This is a genomic window from Microcoleus sp. B7-D4 (genome assembly GCF_036705125.1).
Classification (GTDB): Bacteria; Cyanobacteriota; Cyanobacteriia; order Cyanobacteriales; family Microcoleaceae; genus Microcoleus.
Window position 1 is genome coordinate 1 of record NZ_JAUBTT010000127.1, and the last position, 19,847, is coordinate 19,847.

Annotated in this window: 19 protein-coding genes and 3 pseudogenes; 13 read left to right on the forward strand and 9 right to left on the reverse strand. The window is 43.6% G+C overall.

The features are described from left to right. Nucleotides 1-377: 377 nt before the first annotated feature. Entirely contained in the window at nt 378-2,276 is a 1,899-nt protein-coding gene (locus QUB12_RS33040; RefSeq protein WP_333310415.1) for an ATP-binding protein, read from the reverse strand. A gap of 563 nt (nt 2,277-2,839) precedes the next feature. Further along, entirely contained in the window at nt 2,840-3,067 is a 228-nt protein-coding gene (locus QUB12_RS33045; RefSeq protein WP_333051858.1) for a hypothetical protein, read from the reverse strand. A gap of 328 nt (nt 3,068-3,395) precedes the next feature. Between QUB12_RS33045 and lepA the strand changes: the two genes are divergently transcribed. From lepA to QUB12_RS33060, 3 genes are all read left to right on the forward strand, one after another. Next, nucleotides 3,396-5,210 (forward strand): translation elongation factor 4, encoded by a 1,815-nt coding sequence (lepA, locus tag QUB12_RS33050; protein ID WP_006632512.1) that lies wholly within the window; start codon nt 3,396-3,398, stop codon nt 5,208-5,210. A 148-nt stretch (nt 5,211-5,358) separates the two neighbouring features. Then, nucleotides 5,359-5,982: a hypothetical protein gene (locus QUB12_RS33055; protein ID WP_333310417.1), complete on the forward strand. Its 624-nt coding sequence runs from the start codon at nt 5,359-5,361 to the stop codon at nt 5,980-5,982. 10 nt (nt 5,983-5,992) lie between these two features. Continuing rightward, entirely contained in the window at nt 5,993-6,397 is a 405-nt protein-coding gene (locus QUB12_RS33060) for a transcriptional regulator (protein ID WP_333310419.1), read from the forward strand. Nucleotides 6,398-6,503: 106 nt separating this feature from the next. Here the strand turns inward: QUB12_RS33060 and QUB12_RS33065 are convergent, their stop codons facing one another. From QUB12_RS33065 to QUB12_RS33090, 6 genes are all read right to left on the reverse strand, one after another. Continuing rightward, entirely contained in the window at nt 6,504-7,052 is a 549-nt protein-coding gene (locus tag QUB12_RS33065; RefSeq protein ID WP_333310421.1) for a hypothetical protein, read from the reverse strand. Beyond that, entirely contained in the window at nt 7,045-7,617 is a 573-nt protein-coding gene (locus tag QUB12_RS33070; RefSeq protein WP_333310425.1) for a hypothetical protein, read from the reverse strand. The genes QUB12_RS33065 and QUB12_RS33070 overlap by 8 nt, the downstream gene beginning before the upstream one ends. 21 nt (nt 7,618-7,638) lie before the next feature. Then, on the reverse strand, nt 7,639-8,220 hold the full coding sequence (locus QUB12_RS33075; protein WP_333310427.1) for an Imm30 family immunity protein: 582 nt from the start codon (nt 8,218-8,220) through the stop codon (nt 7,639-7,641). Between the two features lie 158 nt (nt 8,221-8,378). Beyond that, entirely contained in the window at nt 8,379-9,065 is a 687-nt protein-coding gene (locus tag QUB12_RS33080; protein ID WP_333310429.1) for a hypothetical protein, read from the reverse strand. A gap of 7 nt (nt 9,066-9,072) precedes the next feature. Next, nucleotides 9,073-9,621: a hypothetical protein gene (locus QUB12_RS33085; RefSeq protein WP_333310431.1), complete on the reverse strand. Its 549-nt coding sequence runs from the start codon at nt 9,619-9,621 to the stop codon at nt 9,073-9,075. Nucleotides 9,622-9,680: 59 nt separating this feature from the next. Beyond that, the gene (locus QUB12_RS33090; protein ID WP_333310433.1) at nt 9,681-10,763 is read right to left on the reverse strand and encodes a hypothetical protein; all 1,083 of its coding nucleotides are present in this window, start codon (nt 10,761-10,763) and stop codon (nt 9,681-9,683) included. A gap of 76 nt (nt 10,764-10,839) precedes the next feature. Here QUB12_RS33090 and QUB12_RS33095 point away from each other — a divergent pair, with 76 nt between their 5' ends. From QUB12_RS33095 to QUB12_RS33130, 8 genes and pseudogenes are all read left to right on the forward strand, one after another. Continuing rightward, nucleotides 10,840-11,367, forward strand: a complete 528-nt coding sequence (locus tag QUB12_RS33095; protein ID WP_333310435.1) for a helix-turn-helix domain-containing protein — start codon at nt 10,840-10,842, stop codon at nt 11,365-11,367. A gap of 138 nt (nt 11,368-11,505) precedes the next feature. Then, the gene (locus tag QUB12_RS33100) at nt 11,506-11,628 is read left to right on the forward strand and encodes a hypothetical protein (protein ID WP_333142100.1); all 123 of its coding nucleotides are present in this window, start codon (nt 11,506-11,508) and stop codon (nt 11,626-11,628) included. 17 nt (nt 11,629-11,645) lie between these two features. After that, nucleotides 11,646-11,957, forward strand: a complete 312-nt coding sequence (locus tag QUB12_RS33105) for a DUF433 domain-containing protein (RefSeq protein ID WP_333310437.1) — start codon at nt 11,646-11,648, stop codon at nt 11,955-11,957. 6 nt (nt 11,958-11,963) lie between these two features. After that, nucleotides 11,964-12,356, forward strand: a complete 393-nt coding sequence (locus QUB12_RS33110) for a DUF5615 family PIN-like protein (RefSeq protein ID WP_333310439.1) — start codon at nt 11,964-11,966, stop codon at nt 12,354-12,356. Between the two features lie 738 nt (nt 12,357-13,094). Beyond that, nucleotides 13,095-13,613: pseudogene (locus QUB12_RS33115) on the forward strand (GDP-mannose 4,6-dehydratase); the annotation flags it as partial. Continuing rightward, nucleotides 13,596-14,951, forward strand: a pseudogene (locus QUB12_RS33120) (LAGLIDADG family homing endonuclease); the annotation flags it as partial. The pseudogenes QUB12_RS33115 and QUB12_RS33120, both read left to right, overlap by 18 nt. Then, nucleotides 14,952-15,380, forward strand: a pseudogene (locus tag QUB12_RS33125) (GDP-mannose 4,6-dehydratase); the annotation flags it as partial. A 192-nt stretch (nt 15,381-15,572) separates the two neighbouring features. Then, on the forward strand, nt 15,573-16,961 hold the full coding sequence (locus QUB12_RS33130) for a UDP-glucose/GDP-mannose dehydrogenase family protein (RefSeq protein WP_333142102.1): 1,389 nt from the start codon (nt 15,573-15,575) through the stop codon (nt 16,959-16,961). Nucleotides 16,962-17,197: 236 nt separating this feature from the next. On the opposite strand, the gene QUB12_RS33135 is transcribed toward QUB12_RS33130, so the two are convergent. Next, entirely contained in the window at nt 17,198-17,668 is a 471-nt protein-coding gene (locus tag QUB12_RS33135; protein ID WP_333142103.1) for a hypothetical protein, read from the reverse strand. Nucleotides 17,669-17,966: 298 nt separating this feature from the next. Here QUB12_RS33135 and QUB12_RS33140 point away from each other — a divergent pair, with 298 nt between their 5' ends. Both QUB12_RS33140 and QUB12_RS33145 read left to right on the forward strand, forming a co-directional pair. After that, nucleotides 17,967-18,185 carry a helix-turn-helix domain-containing protein gene (locus QUB12_RS33140; protein WP_006632503.1) on the forward strand — a complete coding sequence of 73 codons (219 nt, stop codon included), beginning with the start codon at nt 17,967-17,969 and terminating at the stop codon, nt 18,183-18,185. 162 nt (nt 18,186-18,347) lie between these two features. Further along, a partial coding sequence (locus tag QUB12_RS33145) for an NACHT domain-containing protein (protein ID WP_333301206.1) occupies nt 18,348-19,847 on the forward strand: 1,500 nt, incomplete at its 3' end.

Sequence of the window (19,847 nt, forward strand, 5' to 3'; positions counted from 1 at the left end):
ATTTTTTTCTAATTAAGTATTTTTATCGATTTTATCATGATCTTACCTCTGTCTCACATTTATTTGAAATGACTATACCAATTATCGATGACTTTTATTCACGAAACGGAACTCACGGATACAGGAATATAGCAATTTTTAAGTGAGTAAGGTACAGTTGGGTAATTGGTAATTGGTAATATCAATTCCGGCTGCGCCGGAATGATATCAAATCCGCGCTTCATCGTGGGGCGTAAAGTGGAATTAAGCTGCCAACAAATAATTCGCGCAATTTTCATTTTTTTACTCACAGTCAACAGTCCACAGTCAACAGTCAACAGTCAACAGTCAACAGTCAACAGTCAACAATGATTCCGGTTGCACCGGAACCGCTATGATTAATTTTTAAATAGTGGTTCTTGATAAAGCGGCACAGTAAAAGTAACAGTAGCTCCCAGCCCTTCCCCCATACTGTAAAAATTTACTGTACCCCCCATTGCTTCTACGAGTTTTTGAGAAATAGCCAATCCCAAACCGGTGCCGCCGTATTGCCTGGTACGATCGCCGTCCACCTGAAAAAAGGACTCAAATAATTTATCTTGCTTGTCGAGAGAAACGCCAATACCAGTATCAGCGACTCGAATTTTTACCATTCCGGGGAACTGCTGGTTGTGAACAGTCACCTTTTTCTTAATAACCTCGGCACTGATGCGAATTCCCCCTTCCCCGGTAAATTTAATTGCATTGCCCGTGAGGTTCAAGATTACTTGAAGCAGGCGTTGGTAGTTGCCATACACAATAATCTCGTCCTCCACAGGGGGTTTTTGGATTTGAAATTGCAATCGCTTTTGCTCGACTTGAACCCGTGTAAAATCCTCAACTTGTTGCAAAAGTTCACCGAGTTTGACGGGAGCGAGGTCTAACTCCATTTTGCCAGCTTCGATTTTAGCGACATCCAAAATATCGTTAATCACATTGAACAAATGTACTGCTGAGCGGTAAGCTTCTTCGATAAATTGGTGCGCTTCTTCGGGGTCATCTGCCATGCCGTCCATAAGCAGTTTTAGGAAGCCGAGGATGCCGTTGAGGGGGGTGCGGAGTTCATGAGAAGTATTAGCAAGAAATTGACTTTTAAGTTGGGAAAGAGCCACGGCTTCGGCGCGAGCCTGTTCTAATTCTTGGTAAAGTGTAGCGTGGGCGATCGCACTGCCGACTTGAGCGACTAACTCGCGGGCGAATTCGAGTTCGACAGGACTCCATTTCGGAGAGTTGCCGCAGCGGTGCAAACATATCAGTGCATTGGGTTGGTCTTCATAGGAGGTAGCTGCTACGAGCACGGAATGGCGGTAGAAGGGATCGGTGGCGGGGGAGGCGTAATCGACTGCTACTGGTTTTAAGGTGGCTAAAGTTTGAATCCACCCTGGCTGTTCGGCTGCGCGCAGTTCTAATCCCAGCATAGAAGAGTAAGCTTCTTGGCGGTACTCAGCTACTACTTTAAAAGTTTTCGATTGGAGATTTTCGATTTGAGCGGGAGAAAGCCGGAGCGAGGGGTCGCTAGCTATGGACTGTTGTAATTCGGCTGCTGCGGCGGTCGAATTTTGCTGATTTTCTGAGGCAAGGAAGGGGGATGTTTCGAGATTTTCGCTGTCTTTTTTGTAGGAACAGATGATGCAGCGACTCGCGTTCAAAACTTGACCCAAACTGTTAACAGTTTGTTGCCAAATTGTGTCTAAATCGAGGGTTTTGTGCAGGTTTTGAGCGATTTGGGAGATGATTTTACGGTCGATTTCCGAGTAGGGAGGGAGCGATCGAGCGGGGATGCGGCTCGCTGGAAGCGACATTTGTTGACGGCCGTCCAAGGGGGATGGCAAAGCTCGATAGAGCATGAATTCTGGGGAGTCTGGCCGTCTGTCTGTGGGTTTGTCAGACAGCAGCCTTCCCATAACTAAGACTTTTGTAGCTTTGCCGTTTGAGTCGATCGCCGGAGTGAGTGTCAAATCGAAGAGAAAATATTGTCCGGCGTGGCAAAATGGATAGCTGAACCGTTGCGGTACGAGGGTTTCGAGCGCCCGCCGCAGGATATCGAGATAAGGCGCAGGGGCGATGGGTTGCAGGGTTTCGCTGAGGGGGCGATCGACAATTTGTTCTGCTGTGAGGTTGTACTGTTCGGCTTTTTGCCAGTAAAAAGATAGATATCGACCAGAGGCGTCTTGAGTAAATACTAATTCTGCCCCTAACTCTTGAAAAAAAACTGTAGAGGCGAGGCTCGATCGCCGGAAATCTGTGTTAGAGTCCATCAGAGTAGGGGATGAAAGTAGTTCGGATTTTGGAGTCTTGAGTTTTTAATAAAGATTTCAAAACTCCCCATTGTTGGGGCTTCTACTGTTAATTTATGAGTTATTAATCCATTAAAAAGTTGTGGGCTTTTTAATTAAAACATTAATCGCTCAAAACTCACAATTTGCAAAAATTTTTGGCTTCTACTATTGACTTTTGAGTGATTAATGAACTCAGAAAATATTAATTTTTTAATTCTGAGTTCAACTCAAAACTCCAAACTATTCGTTCTCAGCCGTTTTGGGTAATTTAAAGATAAAAATTAAGATTGAGAAATTAGGAATCTGCACCGATTAACTATCAACTGTGAAAATTACGCCAAAATATGAGGCTGCGAACAACTCAAGTCGGGGAATGGCTCACGCATTTTTTCCCTTACCTGGAATAGTTCCGAGGTTGTGATTTAGCCGAGTTAACTCGCCCACCACCTGTAGCTTTAGCCACGAAATCTGCAGGAGTTCGCGCGGGCGATCTAAATTTCACAGCCTGCAGATTTGCGCGCGCCGTCTGGGGCGAGAGCACCTCAGTCGTTCCATTCACCACGCGGCGGCACTGGGGGGTTGCGGCGTAAACTCAGAGCCAGCTCGTCTTCCCGGCGCTCGCCTCGGAGCCACTGCTTGATTGCTGTTTCAATGACTTTGCTGGGGTCATTCGTCAAGTGCTTAATTTGGTCTAGCAGTTCAGGATCGATATGGATGGACAGTTCGACTTTTTCTGACGAACTGTGGGATGGTATTCTTGATTCGCTCATAGTTTAAAAATCCTAGTTTTAATTCTTAAGTTTCAATTCTTTTGATGACAACCGACTGAACTAGATATTGGCAGTCCCTGATTTGCACCCAACCTTTCCTCAACCGCTTAACCGCTTTCTGTACAATGAGAGAGAGAAAAGTTTTTTCCTTTTGGGTGTCCGGGCTCGATCGGACACTTGAAAGGCTAATAACTGATACTCTTGAGGTTTGCCTCAGTTGTGGTTTCATCTCAATCCCCAGTAAGAGGTTGAAGTAAGCACTCTACTCTTGCTTGTGTAATCATACAACAAAAAGTATCCTTTGCCGATTAGCTCTTCGATAAAAAACATGACTAACGTCCCTGTATCTCGCATTCGTAATTTTTCGATTATTGCTCACATCGACCACGGAAAATCGACCTTGGCCGATCGCCTGTTGCAGGCGACTGGGACTGTGCAGGCACGGGAGATGAAGGAGCAGTTTTTAGACAATATGGATCTCGAACGCGAACGCGGCATTACGATCAAGCTGCAAGCGGCTCGGATGAACTATACTGCCAAGGACGGTCAGGAGTACGTGCTGAATCTGATCGACACTCCCGGACACGTGGACTTTTCTTACGAAGTGTCGCGATCGCTCGCTGCTTGCGAAGGGGCGCTGCTGGTGGTAGACGCATCTCAAGGCGTGGAAGCACAAACCCTCGCAAATGTCTACCTTGCCTTGGGAAACAATCTGGAAATTATTCCAGTTTTAAATAAAATTGACCTGCCGGGGGCAGAACCGGAACGGGTAAAAGGGGAAATTGAAGAAATTATCGGTCTGGACTGTAGCGGGGCGATCGAGGCTTCGGCTAAGGAAGGAATTGGTATAGATGAGATTTTGGAGTCGATCGTCGAATTGGTGCCGCCGCCGCAGGATACTGTTGACAAACCGCTGCGGGCGCTAATTTTTGACAGTTATTACGACCCTTATCGCGGGGTAATTGTGTATTTCCGGGTGATGGACGGAAGTGTCAAAAAGGGCGATCGAGTTTTGTTGATGGTTTCGGGTAAGGAATATGTCATCGATGAATTGGGCATCCTTTCACCGACTCAAGTTCAAGTAGACGAACTGCACGCCGGGGAAGTAGGTTATCTGGGCGCGGCAATTAAAGCAGTAGCTGATGCTCGCGTCGGCGATACGATTACTTTGGTCAAAAAGCCGGCACCGGAGCCTTGGCCGGGTTATACAGAGGCAAAGCCGATGGTTTTTTGCGGCTTGTTCCCGATCGATGCTGACCAATTTCCAGATTTGCGGGAAGCTTTAGAAAAACTCGAACTCAACGATGCGGCACTTTCTTACGAACCGGAAACTTCGAGTGCGATGGGATTTGGTTTCCGCTGCGGTTTCTTGGGTTTGCTGCACATGGAAATTGTGCAAGAAAGACTGGAGAGAGAATACAATTTGGATTTGATTGTTACGGCTCCTTCTGTGGTTTATCAAATCACAACAATTAAAGGGGAAGTATTAACAATTGACAATCCCAGCCACTTGCCAGATCCTCAGTATCGCGAGAAAATTGAGGAGCCTTATGTGCGGGTAGAAATGCTGTCGCCGGAAACTTATGTGGGCGCGCTGATGGAACTGTCTCAAAGTCGGCGGGGCATTTTTATGGATATGAAGTATCTGAGTCAAGGCCGAACTACGCTGGTTTACGAGTTGCCTTTGGCGGAGGTGGTGACGGACTTTTTTGACCAGATGAAATCGCGATCGCGCGGTTATGCGAGCATGGAGTATCACCTCATCGGTTATCGCGAAAATCCGTTGGTGAAAATGGACATTTTAATTAATGGCGATCCGGTTGATGCTTTGGCGATGATCGTACACCGGGATAAGGCTTATAATGTGGGCCGCGGGTTGACGGAAAAACTCAAGGAGTTGATTCCCCGCCACCAGTTTAAGGTGCCGATTCAAGCAACAATTGGCGCGAAGGTGATTGCTTCGGAACACATTCCGGCTTTGCGGAAGGATGTGTTGGCGAAGTGTTACGGCGGTGATATTTCGCGGAAAAAGAAGTTGCTGCAAAAGCAGGCCAAGGGTAAGAAGCGAATGAAGTCTGTGGGTACTGTGGATGTGCCGCAGGAGGCTTTTATGGCTGTGCTGAAGCTCGATCGGGATTCGTAATCTGTGTGGCATTTTGTCAGGAACAGGCAAGATGCCTGTTCCACAAAGAGTGTGTTTTATTGTGGGACGGGCATCTTGCCCGTCCCTAAAAGGCTTAAATTAAAATGGTGTCAAATGTCGGGTATAATTATCGAAATGTTATATAATCATGTTAAATCTAAAGCTTCCCGAACAAAGGCGAAAACTTTACATTGAAATTGCATTGCGTAGATGTCGTCCCGGTAGTGGCAGCAGTCGAGAGTTTCTGAAGAAAAGAACCTGGAATCATCCCGTGACAAACATTAAAACGATTATTCAAAACACCCTTTTTGTAGTAGTAGGAGGGATTGCTACTCGCCTTTATATGCCTGAACGAATGACCGATGATGTGGAGATCTTAGTATTAACTCAGGATGCTGCTAATCTTTATGGAGAATTAGAGCAAGGTGGTAGCAGGAGAACGGGAGAACTTAGCATTGGGGGCAGCACTTGGGAATTGCCTGATGGTACTTATTTGGATGTAATTGAATCAAGGGATTCTTGGGTACGAGAGGCAATTAGAAATCCAAATAATGCCCCGGATGGGTTGCCAATTATCGGATTGCCTTATTTGGTTTTGATGAAACTAAAAGCTAGTCGCGGTATAGATATAGGGGATTTAACGCGGATGTTGGGAGGGGCTGATGAAACTGATTTGCGGTTGGTAAGAAGGGCGGTACAAGATTTCCTTCCTGATGCTGTGGAAGATTTAGAAAGTTTAATTGTTTTGGGAAAGTTAGAAATGGGTGAGTAATTAAGGAAAAATGACCCTTACTTTTAATCCAGATAAATACAAAGAGTTATTGTCTCAGTATCAGCCGAAAATAATTAGGAATGAATCGGATAATGAGAAGGCTCTGGCTATGGTGGAAGAGTTGATGCACCGGGGCGATCGCACTCCTGAAGAAGATGAGTTATATGAATTGCTGATTGCATTGATTGAAAAATTTGAGCAGGAATTATATGCACCAGGAAGCACAGCTACGCCTCGTTCAATATTGCTGTTTTTGATGGAACAAAGAGAGTTACAACCTGCTGATTTGGTAGGAGTCATTGGATCTGAAAAAAGAGTGTATGAAGTGGTTAATGGCGATCGAGATATTGGTAAAGAGCTGGCATTGATTCTGGGAAGTTTTTTTCATGTAGAGCCGAGTTTGTTTTGTAATTAAGGGAAGTAAGATTAAGGGTGATTCCCTACGCGATAGCTACGCTCGCGCGCACTTTGAGAAATTAAGGGCGATCGCACTTTTGGAGATTAAGGGCGATCGTACTTAATTAACAAATAGCCGAAGCAGGCGCAATTTCGCCGAGTGGCATCAGGAATTCTTGCTTTTCTTCGCGGGTGATATAGCCGCCATTTAGAGCCATTTCCATGAGTTGTTGGACAAATCCCTTTAACTCTGTTATAACTTGAGTTTTATTCAGTTCAAAGTGTTGATTTCTGGATTTTAGGGTAAACTGGTTTGGAGATAAATATCCAAATTCTTTGAAATTACAGCTAATTTTATCGTTGGTTAATGGCTGCAATTCAAGAGTAAGGCACACACTTTCAACAAATTCTATTTTGATGGGTTTCCCTTGGGATAACTCACTAATTTTTTTGGGGAGTTCATCTTCTAGGAGCATACAGATATCGGGGTCTAAAAAAACTTTTAGTTTTTCTTCACCAATTTCTATTGATACTGGGCGATCGCATTCAAAGCAAAATAGTTTCAGACCTAATTCAAAATGCGAAAGTTCTCCTAATGAGTCATCGGGTGCGTCAGCATATTGTTCGCAATTAGGTTTTTCTAACTGGATTGTAAAATTGATATAGTTATTCATTTTCATCGCTCCTATCTAATGAGGACAGCGTAGCATCATTGAGAACAGGATAAGCAGATTTGAATGTTCCATCTGGTTTCCTTTTAATAAAAGCATGGGTAACATTTTCAATTATTTTCCCATCGGGATAGTGAACTTTCCCAATAGAACGCTTAAAATTTATAATGTAACAACCGGGATATTTCGGTGTCACTTGTTCAGCTTTTACCCAGTCTCGATCGTTTAGCCACTGGCCTTGAGGCTGATTTTTGGATGCTGCCCTGCCTCTAAAATTAAGGGGTTTCAGTTTTGGACCATGATGGCGATCGATATGATCGTAGGCTTTGATGGATTTTGGATTATGCCACTGAGGTTCTACTCCACTGCCTGTCCAGTCACAACCACTTCCTACTTCAATCGTTTGGTCTATTATATCCTGTTCTACAACTTCTGGAGTGTCTTCAGAAGTATCTGTGCCATTATTCAAAATAAGTGGTTTACTCCTGCATGGTATGCGATCGATGATTATACCATTAACTAATTTGAGGAGGGCGATCGCACTTTTGGAGCTTAAGGGCGATCGCACATCCTGAGAGCGGCTTACATCTTATTTTATCGGTTTAATTTCGGCTATTGGCCGATCGTCTTGCAAGAGTACCAAGATATTCCCATCTTGGATGAGTTTAATAAAGCTCGACAGAGCCCTCTGAATTTCATCAATATTAATGTCGATCGCAGTTGCGCCGGAAATAACTGACTCAGCATGGGAAGATAAAGGAGGGGATTCATTAGCAACTATTTCGCGCAGTAAATGCGTACATAAATCCCGATTTTGAGAATGGGTAGAATGTAACATCTGGCTATATAAATTCCGGGATAAATCCTGATTGAGAATTCCATAAAGTAGAATCATTGTCCATTCTTTCGCATTAACAACCATCCGGTCTATGCTATCAATAAACGCCTGCAACTGGTCTTTTAGCTCAAAAGACTCCAGAAAATGAATGAGACCATACATGACTTCATGTTGTTCGCAGCGGTCATCGAAAACTAGATAGAGTTCCGGCAAATATTCGCTATTAGGATGTAGGGCAAGTTCGGCTAAAGTGAATTCAAAACTCATTACTTCCTCATCAGATCGCATAAATTTATTAGCATTTAATGTTTCTATTAATTGAGTAACGTTCATCTTATCTCTCCCACTTTCTCAAAATTACCCGACCATGCCAGTTTGTAGTGAAAAAGGGTTAGCTATTTTAATTAAATCATGGAAGATTACTGTTAGTGAATGGGAGGCAATCGCACTTTTGGAGCTTAAGGGCGATCGCACTTTGTAGCAACTATTAGCTAGGCGTAATTGACTCGGATTTGTGGAATAGCGATCGGACGATATGCGTCAACGGTAACTTCAATTATGCCGAAACCGCCGCGACGGGGTTCAACAGCATCATAGCGAATCCTAACACCAGTATCCGAGTAATTATTTGGATAATATCTAAAGCTAGTCGAGTTCCAATCCCGCCAATCAGCATAACTAGCACCCCCTCCCAGTCGCGGCAAAACAGATGCTTGCACTTCATCAACACTTAACCTCTGATGCTCTCGCAAATATAGGGCTGCAATAGACATCCCAATAGAAGCCGCACCTGAAAAGGCTGACATAGTTGGTCGATCGTATTCTATTCGAGGAAAAGCGAGGACAGCATTCTTGCCCAAAGACTCGCGGCGTTCAGAACCTACTACTACAGTATATTGAGGACTTCTAACTTCAGCAACAGCCACATTTGTAAACTGTCTTTCCAGAAATTCACGTTGCGCTAACTGCACTTCTAAGCGTTTGTCAAACCATTGTTGATTTCGCTGTTGGAAAAATGAAAAAGCGCCTCTGCCCAATCCTCCTAAGACAAGGCGTAACAGAGGATTAGCTAATAAGAATAAAAAAGCATCGGCTTTTTGGGGATTGTGCAAACCTAAGTTGACAATAAATGAAGCGCTACCTAATGCGCTGTATTGAATAAATTTTCTGCGGTTCATAAGTTTCTTACTCTAAAATATCTTGGAAAATATAAAGAACCGGACAGTTTTGTGATGTTCTTTTACACTCAGCTTCTAAAGCTATACTACGAACGTTAGTGACATTGATTGGCCAGACCAGTTTCTGTCCGAACGTCACATCTCTATACTCAAAAAAGTTTCCATCTTTGTAAATTGACAATCGAACCAAGGCTCCTTGCCTAGAAGTCCCATCCTTGTGATTGTCAGAGAAACCAAAACCAAGAGTTAAAGTTCTAAATTTTGGCTTTTCTCCTGGCGCAGCCAATCTGCACGCTACCTGAGCAGACTCATTCTTAAGACCAATAGAAAAATGACCCCCTTTGGTTATATATGCCAATGCTCTAAATATTTCAAGCCCTATAGAAACATCTTCATTTATGGCTTCATATCTGCCTCCGTTTATTCCCTGACAATTCATTTCACCTAAAGAAGCGGTTCCCGGTCGTCGCCTTTGAGCTTGTACTAAATCTGTTGCTAAAGTTAGGACTACGACAGCGAGTACAATGGATATAGATTTACGCAAAAATATCTTCATGTTTTTGAATGACTAAAGTTTACTAACAGGGTTTTTGATGCTTGATAGCATATCGCTTACTACTCTACTGAAAATGTTAATTCTACTTGACGAGATTTTGAAGTGACGTAATAACTTGGATTAATTAAAACATCACTTCTAAATATTATAGGTTCCCTATCTGTATTTGATGTTTTTATAACTACATTGTGCTGAAAAAACATACCCTGTTCTACTCCTATATAACTTCCACTAGAATTACACTTGGGAATTATCTTTACGCCCCATATATTAATTTCTCCAGCATCACAACTAACTGTAATCGTTCTCAATGGTTTACTGGTCAATCGTCTTACCCTTAATTTATAAATTGGTGCTGTCTCTGAATCTACTGTAGGTGATATAGAATTACTCCTGCGCGGTAAGTCAACCTGAAGTGACCCACCAGGAGCAATTAATTGAAATTTGTTATCGCCCATGCTGGATTCATACCAACTGGTACTATAATTTTTAGATTTTGCACTACTACCCTGCAAACAGTCTCCAAATTCTAAGTCTATATATTTTGCCGCTGGCTTTTCCCCACATTTAAGTGTGATAGTCTCAAAACCAGATGATGAAGTAATTAGGGATTCGCCAGGAGTAGACGTTGGTTGAGGCGTAGTAGGGGCTACTGGAGTTTGACCGCTCTTTGCGGCTATCACAGTAGGCTGTCCTATACTTCCACTTATTCCCACTTTCGCGCTCATAAATTCTTTGAACTGATTAGCGCGTTCAGTTCCTATAAATGATGCTACCTGTATTTCATCTTTTCCTGTAGCTTCCCTAACCTTTTTAATAGCGTCCCGGCAAAAACTTGATTTGACTTGAGTTAACTTTTCCTCACTGTATTCCAGAAATACCGGATACAAACTAACCGGATAAACTTTCTGGTCATCTGGCAGTTTATCACCGCAAGCATCAAGAGGAAATGAAACACTTTCAAACGGATTGGGCGCTTGTGTAGAAGCAGTAGTGGGCGTAGGAGTTGGAGTAGGTGTAGGAGTCTGACTTGAAACCGTATTAGGGTTACTTGTATTCTCAAAGCCACTGCATCCAGATACCAAAACCAGCAGAATTACTGAAATTTTACCTACAACTGTAATATGGTTTTGGTATTTCATTTCACATAGGTGCTACACACTATACTAAATAATAACCTAGCCAATCTCAGCTTTTATCTGACACTCATCAGGATTTATGTTAGACTTTCATCAGGAATTTTTACCCCACTCCCCTATGCCGCCAGCCGACGAGCAATTTACCGAAGCCGCGAACCACTGGGACTTAGAAACCCTCTATGCAGACCTGGCCTCGGCCAAGGGAAAACGCCTCACCCCAATGGAAAAACGACACCTTCGCGGTCTACTCTGCGGTTATAGTCCCTCTGAAATCGCAGAAAAGCTCCAAAAAACCCCCAAGGGAGTTGAAACTGACCTATGCGCTACCTTATATAAGTACGTCAAAAGTCTGGTGGGTAAGGGCATTGAAAAAATAGAAAACTGGAGAAATATTGCTGAATGGCTTGAAGATGCTGGATATAAAACTCAGCCACCTGCTAAATTCCCTATTCAAGACGGTTTATCTGAAAATAGTAAAGTCAATGTAACTAATATAACTTTTGAGAATAATCAAATAAAAATTGGTGTATACCTACAAATAACTGTACCGCTACCTTCAGAACTCTCAATACAAAATCTAGACATCAACGATAACAACGGTAACTAAAATTTTGCCACAATTCAACAGATTGGTAGGGTGAAGCGACTAAAATCAGGAAGTGCGATCGCACCTTTACCCGATCGCGCGGGGCGATCGCACTTCTCTTGTGCTAGGATTCAATGAGAGCGTCAGTCACTAAAAAACATGGCAACAATTACCCTTCAAATTCCAGACGAACTGGCTCAACGTCTAGAACCTCTGCAAAATCGCTTGCCCGAACTGCTTTGGCAACTTCTAGAACTCACTAAAAAGCCCGCAACTCTTTGAGATTTTGGCGATCGATTATGACCATCAAAGAACAACTTCTCCAAACCATTGAAACACTGCCTGATGACTTGCTAGCACAAACCCTACAATTCATCCAAACCCTTCAGAGTCCCATTCACAAAACTCCAGGAATTTGTGGCGGTGCAGCGCGAATTCGCGATACCCGCATTCCCGTCTGGACGATTATCGCCTACCAACAACAGGGCGCAACTGAATCCGAACTTCTCTATAATTATCCAGGACTCACCCTTCAAGATTTGCAAGCGGTTGCGAACTATTACGAACACAACCGAGAAGAAATCGAGCTGTGGCTTGCTGAAAATGAGTAACTAAAAATGCTAAAGTTTTACTCGAATGAAAACTTTCCGATCGCAATGGTTGATTTACTGCGAGCGCGTGGCTATGATGTTTTGACATCCTATGAAGCTGGACAAGCCAATCAAAAAAATCCCGATGATGAAGTCTTGATGTACGCGACAAATGCAGGGCGAGTAGTCATTACAGAAAATCGTCAAGATTTCATCAATCTCCATTCTACAACCTCAAATCATGCAGGAATTGTAATTTGTAAAGCCGATCGAGACTATGCAGGCAAAGTGCAGGTACTTCATGAATTTTTCACCCAAGATACACAGCCAATGGATAATCGTCTGCTTCGGGTGATGAAACAGAATCTTAAAGGTAGTCAACAGACATTTATACTTCAGGAATACCCAAAGTCTTCTTAAAAATAATCGTGACTTTAACTGCTGCTGAGATTCCACCGCGATCGGATAGCGATACTGTATAATTCTAATTACCGTCGTCGCAGTTAGTCGATCGCGACTAAGGCCAAATAAACCGGGTTTCTCGGAAAAATATTTGCTTGCTCAACTTTATCTACGAATAAACAAGGTTTCTAGCCTCTGACCAAGAATTTTAAAGGTGGTATCCGCCACGTGATTTATCCGTGGAATCAATCCAAAATCTAAAATCTAAAATCAGAAGAGCCCCCGCATTTATCTCGCGCAAGTCAATTCTAAAATCTAAAATCTAAAATCTAAAATCGATTGACGCGCGTCAGCCCTGTTTACATAAACTGGATTAACCTATTCTCAAACAAGCCCGTGAAGCGTAGCCATACCTAGGGAATCAGCCTTTTCTTAGATAACTCAAGACAGAAGCGATCGCCTCACCAATCACAACAAACAAACAATTAATACCTATTAACTCAAAAGTGAATTATTGTCAACAGTATTTTTGCGAAAATATTGAAGCTTCACTAAAAATTGCTAGCTGACATTTACGAATTATAGCACTTTGTTCAAAGTATTGGCAAATGCTAAGTTAATTAAAGATTTAATAAAGGTGACGCAGAAGTGTTTACATGGGCGATCGCAATTTTGTTATTCTATTAGTAAGTTTCATTCGAGCGACTGAATTTTTGTACTCCAGTCCTACCCCTAAACAGAACGGCAGTTTCCACAATGAGAATTTTAGTCACAGGCGGCGCGGGTTTCCTCGGTTCCCACCTAATCGATCGCTTAATGGCCCAAGGACATGAGGTAGTCTGCCTGGATAATTTTTACACCGGGACTAAACGCAATATCCTCAAATGGTTGGACAACCCGTATTTTGAGCTGATCCGCCACGACATCACGGAACCGATTCGGTTAGAAGTAGATCAGATTTACCATCTGGCTTGTCCCGCTTCCCCAATACACTATCAGTACAACCCTGTCAAGACAATTAAAACAAACGTCATCGGTACGATGAATATGTTGGGATTGGCTAAACGGGTAAAAGCAAGATTCTTTCTGGCTTCCACTTCCGAAGTGTACGGAGATCCTGACGTACATCCACAAACAGAAGATTATCGCGGCAACGTTAATTGTATCGGGATCAGATCGTGTTACGACGAAGGGAAGCGAGTAGCTGAAACCTTATCTTTTGATTACCACCGTCAAAATGGTGTAGACATTCGAGTTGTGCGAATTTTTAACAGTTTGACAGGCGATCAAAAAGTTCTCTATTACAAAGGAGATCGACTTTATTACGAAACATTTGAGGAATGCTACAGCCGGATCGGAGGTGACATATCAAATGTTTCAGTTCCTTGCTTTGACGAACAGGGAAAAATGCGCTTAAAACCAATCTCGGCAATTTGGAAACACAAAGTGACGAAGAAAGGGTATAAAATTGCAACCACCTGGGGCAAACAAGTAAAAATTACTGAAGACCACAGTTTGTTTACTCGCGACAGCCAAGGGTTGCCTCAAGCCGTATTTGGCAAAGACTTAAAGGTTGGGGATGATGTAGCTGTTCCCAGTTACCTTCCTTTTATCGATCGTCCCTTGGAACCTTTTTACATCAGCGATAAAGTTAATGCACCAGGGCTGTGGGTAATCAGCGAGGATGCGATCGCATACTTAGAAAAATTCCGAGAGCAGATATATGGATATTTCGCTCGAAAAGGAATCAGCAATCGCCAATACTTCAGCACCATCAAAAAATACGAAGCAGGCAACAAAATCCCCTGGCAACTTTGGCAAGAATTGGGATTGCCTTTGACCCAAAAAGACAAAATAGCTGGCTATCAATCCGTCAAAGCAATCAACAATTACATCAAAAATGTCAGTGATTTCCTGTGGTTTTTGGGATTTTACTTAGCAGAAGGCTGTTTGGTTCATACAGAAAAAGACCGCCAGCTCGTATTTAGCTCAAATGTCAAATATCTGGAAAAGCTGATCCGGGTGACGCGAGAGTTATTTGGCTGCGAGTGCGAAATCAGATTTGACAAAGAGGAGAAAAGAGCGCCATCGGTTAACGTCAGGTCAAAAATAATAGTCGATCTAGTTGTCAATATTTTGGGGTTTGGCAAAGAATTAAGCACCAAAAAAGATATACCCAATTGGATTTTGCAACTTCCCAAAGAACAGTTAGTTCACTTTTTACACGGTTTCTGGGAAGGCGACGGGAATCACGACGCGAAAACAACGGGTTCGCTGCTAGTGTTTAACAGTTCCAGCCAAAAAATCATTGAAAAACTAGTGCTAATTCTAGCTAAATTCGGGATAGTTGGAAGTGTGTCGGAATTCGAGACAACAGTGCGAAAAGGAGACAGCAAAAAATACAAGTCTTACCGGATAACGGTTCAAGGGTTGGACGAGTACAGCATTCTCAATCTGGCTAATGCTAAACAAAAACTGCAAGCTCAAATCACAGGGGATTTAGCTTGGGCAAAAGTTAAAGCCATAGAAGAGTTTGAAATCGATGAGGATGTATACGACTTTTCTGTTCCCGACGGAGAGAATTTTGTAGGCGGTACTTACTGCGTTTGCTGTCATAATACCTATGGCCCGCGGATGTTGGAAAATGACGGCAGAGTAGTCAGCAATTTTATTGCTCAAGCTTTGCGGAATCAACCACTGACTGTATACGGCGACGGTTCTCAAACACGGAGTTTCTGCTACGTTTCTGATTTGGTGGAAGGATTTATTCGTTTGATGAATAGCGACAAAATCGGGCCGATGAATTTGGGGAATCCCGGCGAATACACTATATTGGAACTGGCACAAAAAATTCAAAACACGATTAATCCAGGGGCAGAAATTATCTTTAAACCGCTGCCGGAAGACGATCCAAAACAGCGACAACCGGATATTACTCGTGCTAAAACTTGGTTGGGGTGGGAGCCAACTGTGCCGCTGGATCAAGGTTTAGAGTTGACTATCAAGGATTTTCGCGATCGCATCGAGGGAAACCAAAAGTAGAGACGGGGGATTTGCCCCTACAAATCCCCCGTGGTTGGCCCAGAGATTGGTAGGGGCAAACCCCCCGTGGTTGCCCTCTAGGGGTAGGCACGGGGGCGCTACCCCTACAAGATATTTTTCCTTCTTCCTTCTTCCTTCTTCCTTCTTCCTTCGTTTTCATCTGATTTATTTACTAGCTTTGAGGACATTTGTATGCAAGTTTGCGTCATCGGTACAGGATATGTTGGCTTAGTCACCGGCACTTGTTTGGCCCACATCGGCCACCACGTGATTTGCGTAGACAACAACGAAGAAAAAGTTAAATTAATGAAGTCGGGACAGTCGCCTATTTTTGAACCTGGACTGTCTGAATTAATGTCCTCTGCATCTGCATCTGGCAATCTAGAATTTACTTCGGATTTAGCAGCGGGAGTGTCTCACGGGGATATTTTGTTTATTGCCGTGGGGACGCCTCCTTTGCCTACTGGAGAAAGCGATACTCGCTACGTGGAAGCGGTTGCTCGTGGAATTGGAGCTCACCTCGATGGCGATTACAAAGTCATTGTCAATAAATCTACAGTGCCCATCGGTTCCGGGGACTGGGTGCGAAGAATTGTACTAGACGGTTTGGCGGAACGTCAAAAACCTCACAGCGGTGACGAGGTTACTGGTGAGGAAGTAGCAGCAAAAAAAGGTGTTCAATTTGATGTGGTTAGCAACCCGGAGTTTTTGCGGGAGGGCTGTGCTGTTTTCGATACTTTTAATCCCGATCGCATTGTTCTCGGCAGCAACTCTCGGCGGGCTATGGATCTGATGCTACAGTTATACCGGCCGATTGTCGATCGCAAGTTCGCAGAAAATCCGTCTTTGCCGGAAGTTCCTGTGGTGATGACTGATATCAGTTCAGCGGAGATGATTAAGTACGCAGCTAATGCTTTTTTGGCTACGAAGATTAGCTTTATTAATGAAGTTGCTAACATTTGCGATCGTGTCGGTGCAGATGTTAGTCAAGTTGCCCGAGGTATCGGTTTAGATTCACGGATTGGCAACAAGTTTTTGCAAGCTGGCATTGGTTGGGGCGGTTCTTGTTTCCCCAAAGATGTCTCAGCTTTAGTTCACACTGCTGACGATTACGGTTACGAGGCGCATTTGCTGAAAGCGGCAGTGGAAGTTAACCAACGCCAGCGGTTCATTGCTATTGAAAAGTTGCAGCACGTTTTGAAGATTCTCAAAGGTAAAACAGTCGGACTTTTGGGTTTGACTTTCAAGCCGGATACTGACGATTTGCGGGATGCTCCAGCGCTGATTTTAATCGAGAATTTGAATCGGTTGGGAGCGAAAGTTAAAGCTTACGATCCGATTGTTTCTCAAACTGGGATGCGTCACGGTTTGTCGGGAGTTTTGGTAGAAACTGACCCGGAAAGACTGGCAGACGGTTGCGATGCTTTGGTGTTGGTGACTGACTGGGAACAGTTCCGCAATTTAGATTACGATAAAATGGCGAAGTTGATGAACCATCCGGTGATGATTGATGGCCGCAATTTCTTAGACAAGAAGGCTTTAGAAGCCGCTGGTTTCCAATATGTGGGGATTGGAAGGTAAAGAAGAGTTTTGATCGGAACCTCTATCCCGTAGGGTGCGCCGAAGCGCACCTTACATTTATCTTCCTGGTGGCAAACAATGGGAGCATCTCATATTTGCAAAAACACTTCTTTCTTCTTCCTTCTGACTCTTTTCTCCTGGCTCCTGACTCCTGACTCGTAATTCCAATTTCGAGCTTTGCTGCTTTCATTGAGATGCTCCCGCCAACAATTGCGGGTTTACCCGCCCCGCCTGCTTTAAAAATTTTCCATCAATGTTTTTTCTTGAGCGTAAACATCTCGTAGCTGTTGCAGCGCTGAGGCAGAAATTACCGATTTAACTGTAGCTACTAATTTACCCCACTCAAGCAAGCTGTCAACTGAAACAGCCGTTTTGAAGTTGTACGTATAGAATTTAGTCCAAAATTCTGGTGCTTGTGTCCGTTTCCACCGTTTGTACCATGCGACAAAATCTTGAGCACAGGGCCGTTTTACTTCTAGGATTGGCGGAAAATCGGCGTAGCTGACAAATCGACTGAGGCCTTTGGCATGAACGTACACCACGTTGTGGCAGCAATCGATCCGGTATATCTGTTCGGGTGATATGTTGAACAGGAGTGCTACTGTTTCTTCGGTGACAAATCTCGATCGCGGATTGACGATCGACGATTTGTGAATAATTTTTGATGCGCCGATCGCTGATGATCTTAGCTGATTTTCTGATATCATTGTAGTTGCATCTGGTGGTAGTAGGTAAATCTATCTCTGCTAAGTGCGATCGACAGAAATAATCTGTCGGGATTAATTTGAACTGGCGATCGTCTTTAGTTTCGTTGACTCCGCCGCAAAACGGAGACAAGCCCCGACTTCTGCCATGAGAGGCGCAAAATTTTCGACCAACGTTCAAGCTCCCAGATTCATCTTTAGAGTCAATCTAAAATCTAAAATCTAAAATCTAAAATCGAATGACCGGGGCGATCGCTTTTTGATATATTATACTAAATCCAAAATTTTGTAAATAGTGAATATGAGCAAAGGCTTAGTCAGATTGCGGGTTCGAGAGTTGGCTGCCGAGAAGGGATGGACGCTCAAGGAGGTTGCGGAGCGATCGGGCGTGGGCTACAGTACCATTAGCAATTATGCCCGTTCTCAGGGTATGGCAATGGTTGACTTTGCAGCAGTCCACAAGCTGGCTCGAACTTTTGATGTGATGATTGAGGATTTCGTGGTAATCCTAGAAAAATAGTTGAACGTTTTGCCTAAATTCAATGTGGTAGCGATCGACTTTTGATCGGACGATCGAAGTTTTGATGTGATGATTTCAGCATAGGTCGATCGCCCGCAACCAAAGTCGATCGCCTATCATTAAAGTAACCCGCTTGGAGCCTGAAATTAGGAGAACCGTTAAATGCTAGAAGCTGCGATATTGGGAGGTCTTCTGAAGGTCGCTTTCGATGGGATAGTGGGCACTCAAGCCAATGATGCAGTCAAGCATCTCTGTTTGAAGGGAGTAAAGAATCTATCACGAAATGGTAAAATTGTCAATCACGATTTAGAAAAAGCGCTGAAACGTTCTTTCCTGAAAGCTCAGCAACAAATCGCCTCGGAATGTTATAAAGAATTGGTTGAGCCGTCTCGCAGGGCTTCTAGAGGTATAGTTATTTACTTGCCTCAAGACCGTCCTTATTTAGAAGGGCTAGATAAGAAGATTAAGCAGTTAAAATCTGAAATAAACCAGGTTAACGAAGAAACAGCCCCTTCAGGTATTCCAATAGAAGGTTTAGATGAGATAGAATTGCTGCTAAGTTCCCGAAACGAGTTAAGCCAAAATCGCTTTCAAGAAGTTGAAAGTAAACTGCTGGAAATTGCACTAAAAGATTGTGATGTCACACTTTATCAAGCTAAATTAACCGAAAAATTGTTGAGCTTAGTATCTGCATACTTTGCCGAGGAAATCAAGGACAATGAAAAGGTGTTTCAGATTTTTACAGTGCAAAGTTTAAGGCGAAATGATAGCCAAACCGCCGAAAATTACGCTTTGATTGAACAGCTAAAGGCTTTGCTTGAGGAAATAGTTGAAAAGAGCCAGATTGCTTACGTGCCGATTGACTGGCAAGCTATTTGCCAGCAGATATTAGACGAGAAAGAACAGCAGCGACTGAGTAGCAACCAGCTAACTTTTGGCAACCATGAAATAGATGATGTTTATGTGCCGCTGGGACTGGTGGAACGGCAGAAAGTGACTCAGCGACGCGAGGATGTTGCGGCTGAGGAAGGTTCGGATTTATACCGGGAAAAGGAAGTTACTCAAAAATTTGAACACAGCGAGTTTCTTGAGCAAGTTATTCAGCAAGGAAGTAGCCCGAAAAGCAATGGGAAGCGGTTAGGAATTATTGGGGAACCGGGGGCGGGGAAAACAACGCTGTTGCGGCAGATTGCGAATTGGGTAGCGGCGGGAATTTCCGAGGCAATTTTAATTTGGGTATCCTTGGCGGATTTGCAGGGGAAGGAATTAGAAACCTATTTATTTGACAATTGGCTGCTGGCGGCTATTAATAGAATTGGGAAGGCTGAGGCGACGGCGGAAATTAAGGATGATTTTGTAGCACAGTTTAATGCTGAGCGCGTTTGGTTGGTGTTGGATGGGGCGGATGAGATGGCGGTGGGAGATGGCAATCCTTTGGCGGAAATTGAGCGGCAAATTAGAACCGGCGGCTGTATTCAAAAGGCGCGAATTGTGCTAAGTTGTCGGCAGAATGTTTGGGATGCGATCGGCACTGCGTTGGATACTTTTGATACTTATCGCACTCTGGAGTTTTCCTATCCCGAACAGGTGGAAATGTTTATTGATAAATGGTTTGGAACCCCCAGGGGCGGGCACGGGGGCACCGCCCCTACAGATCCCCTC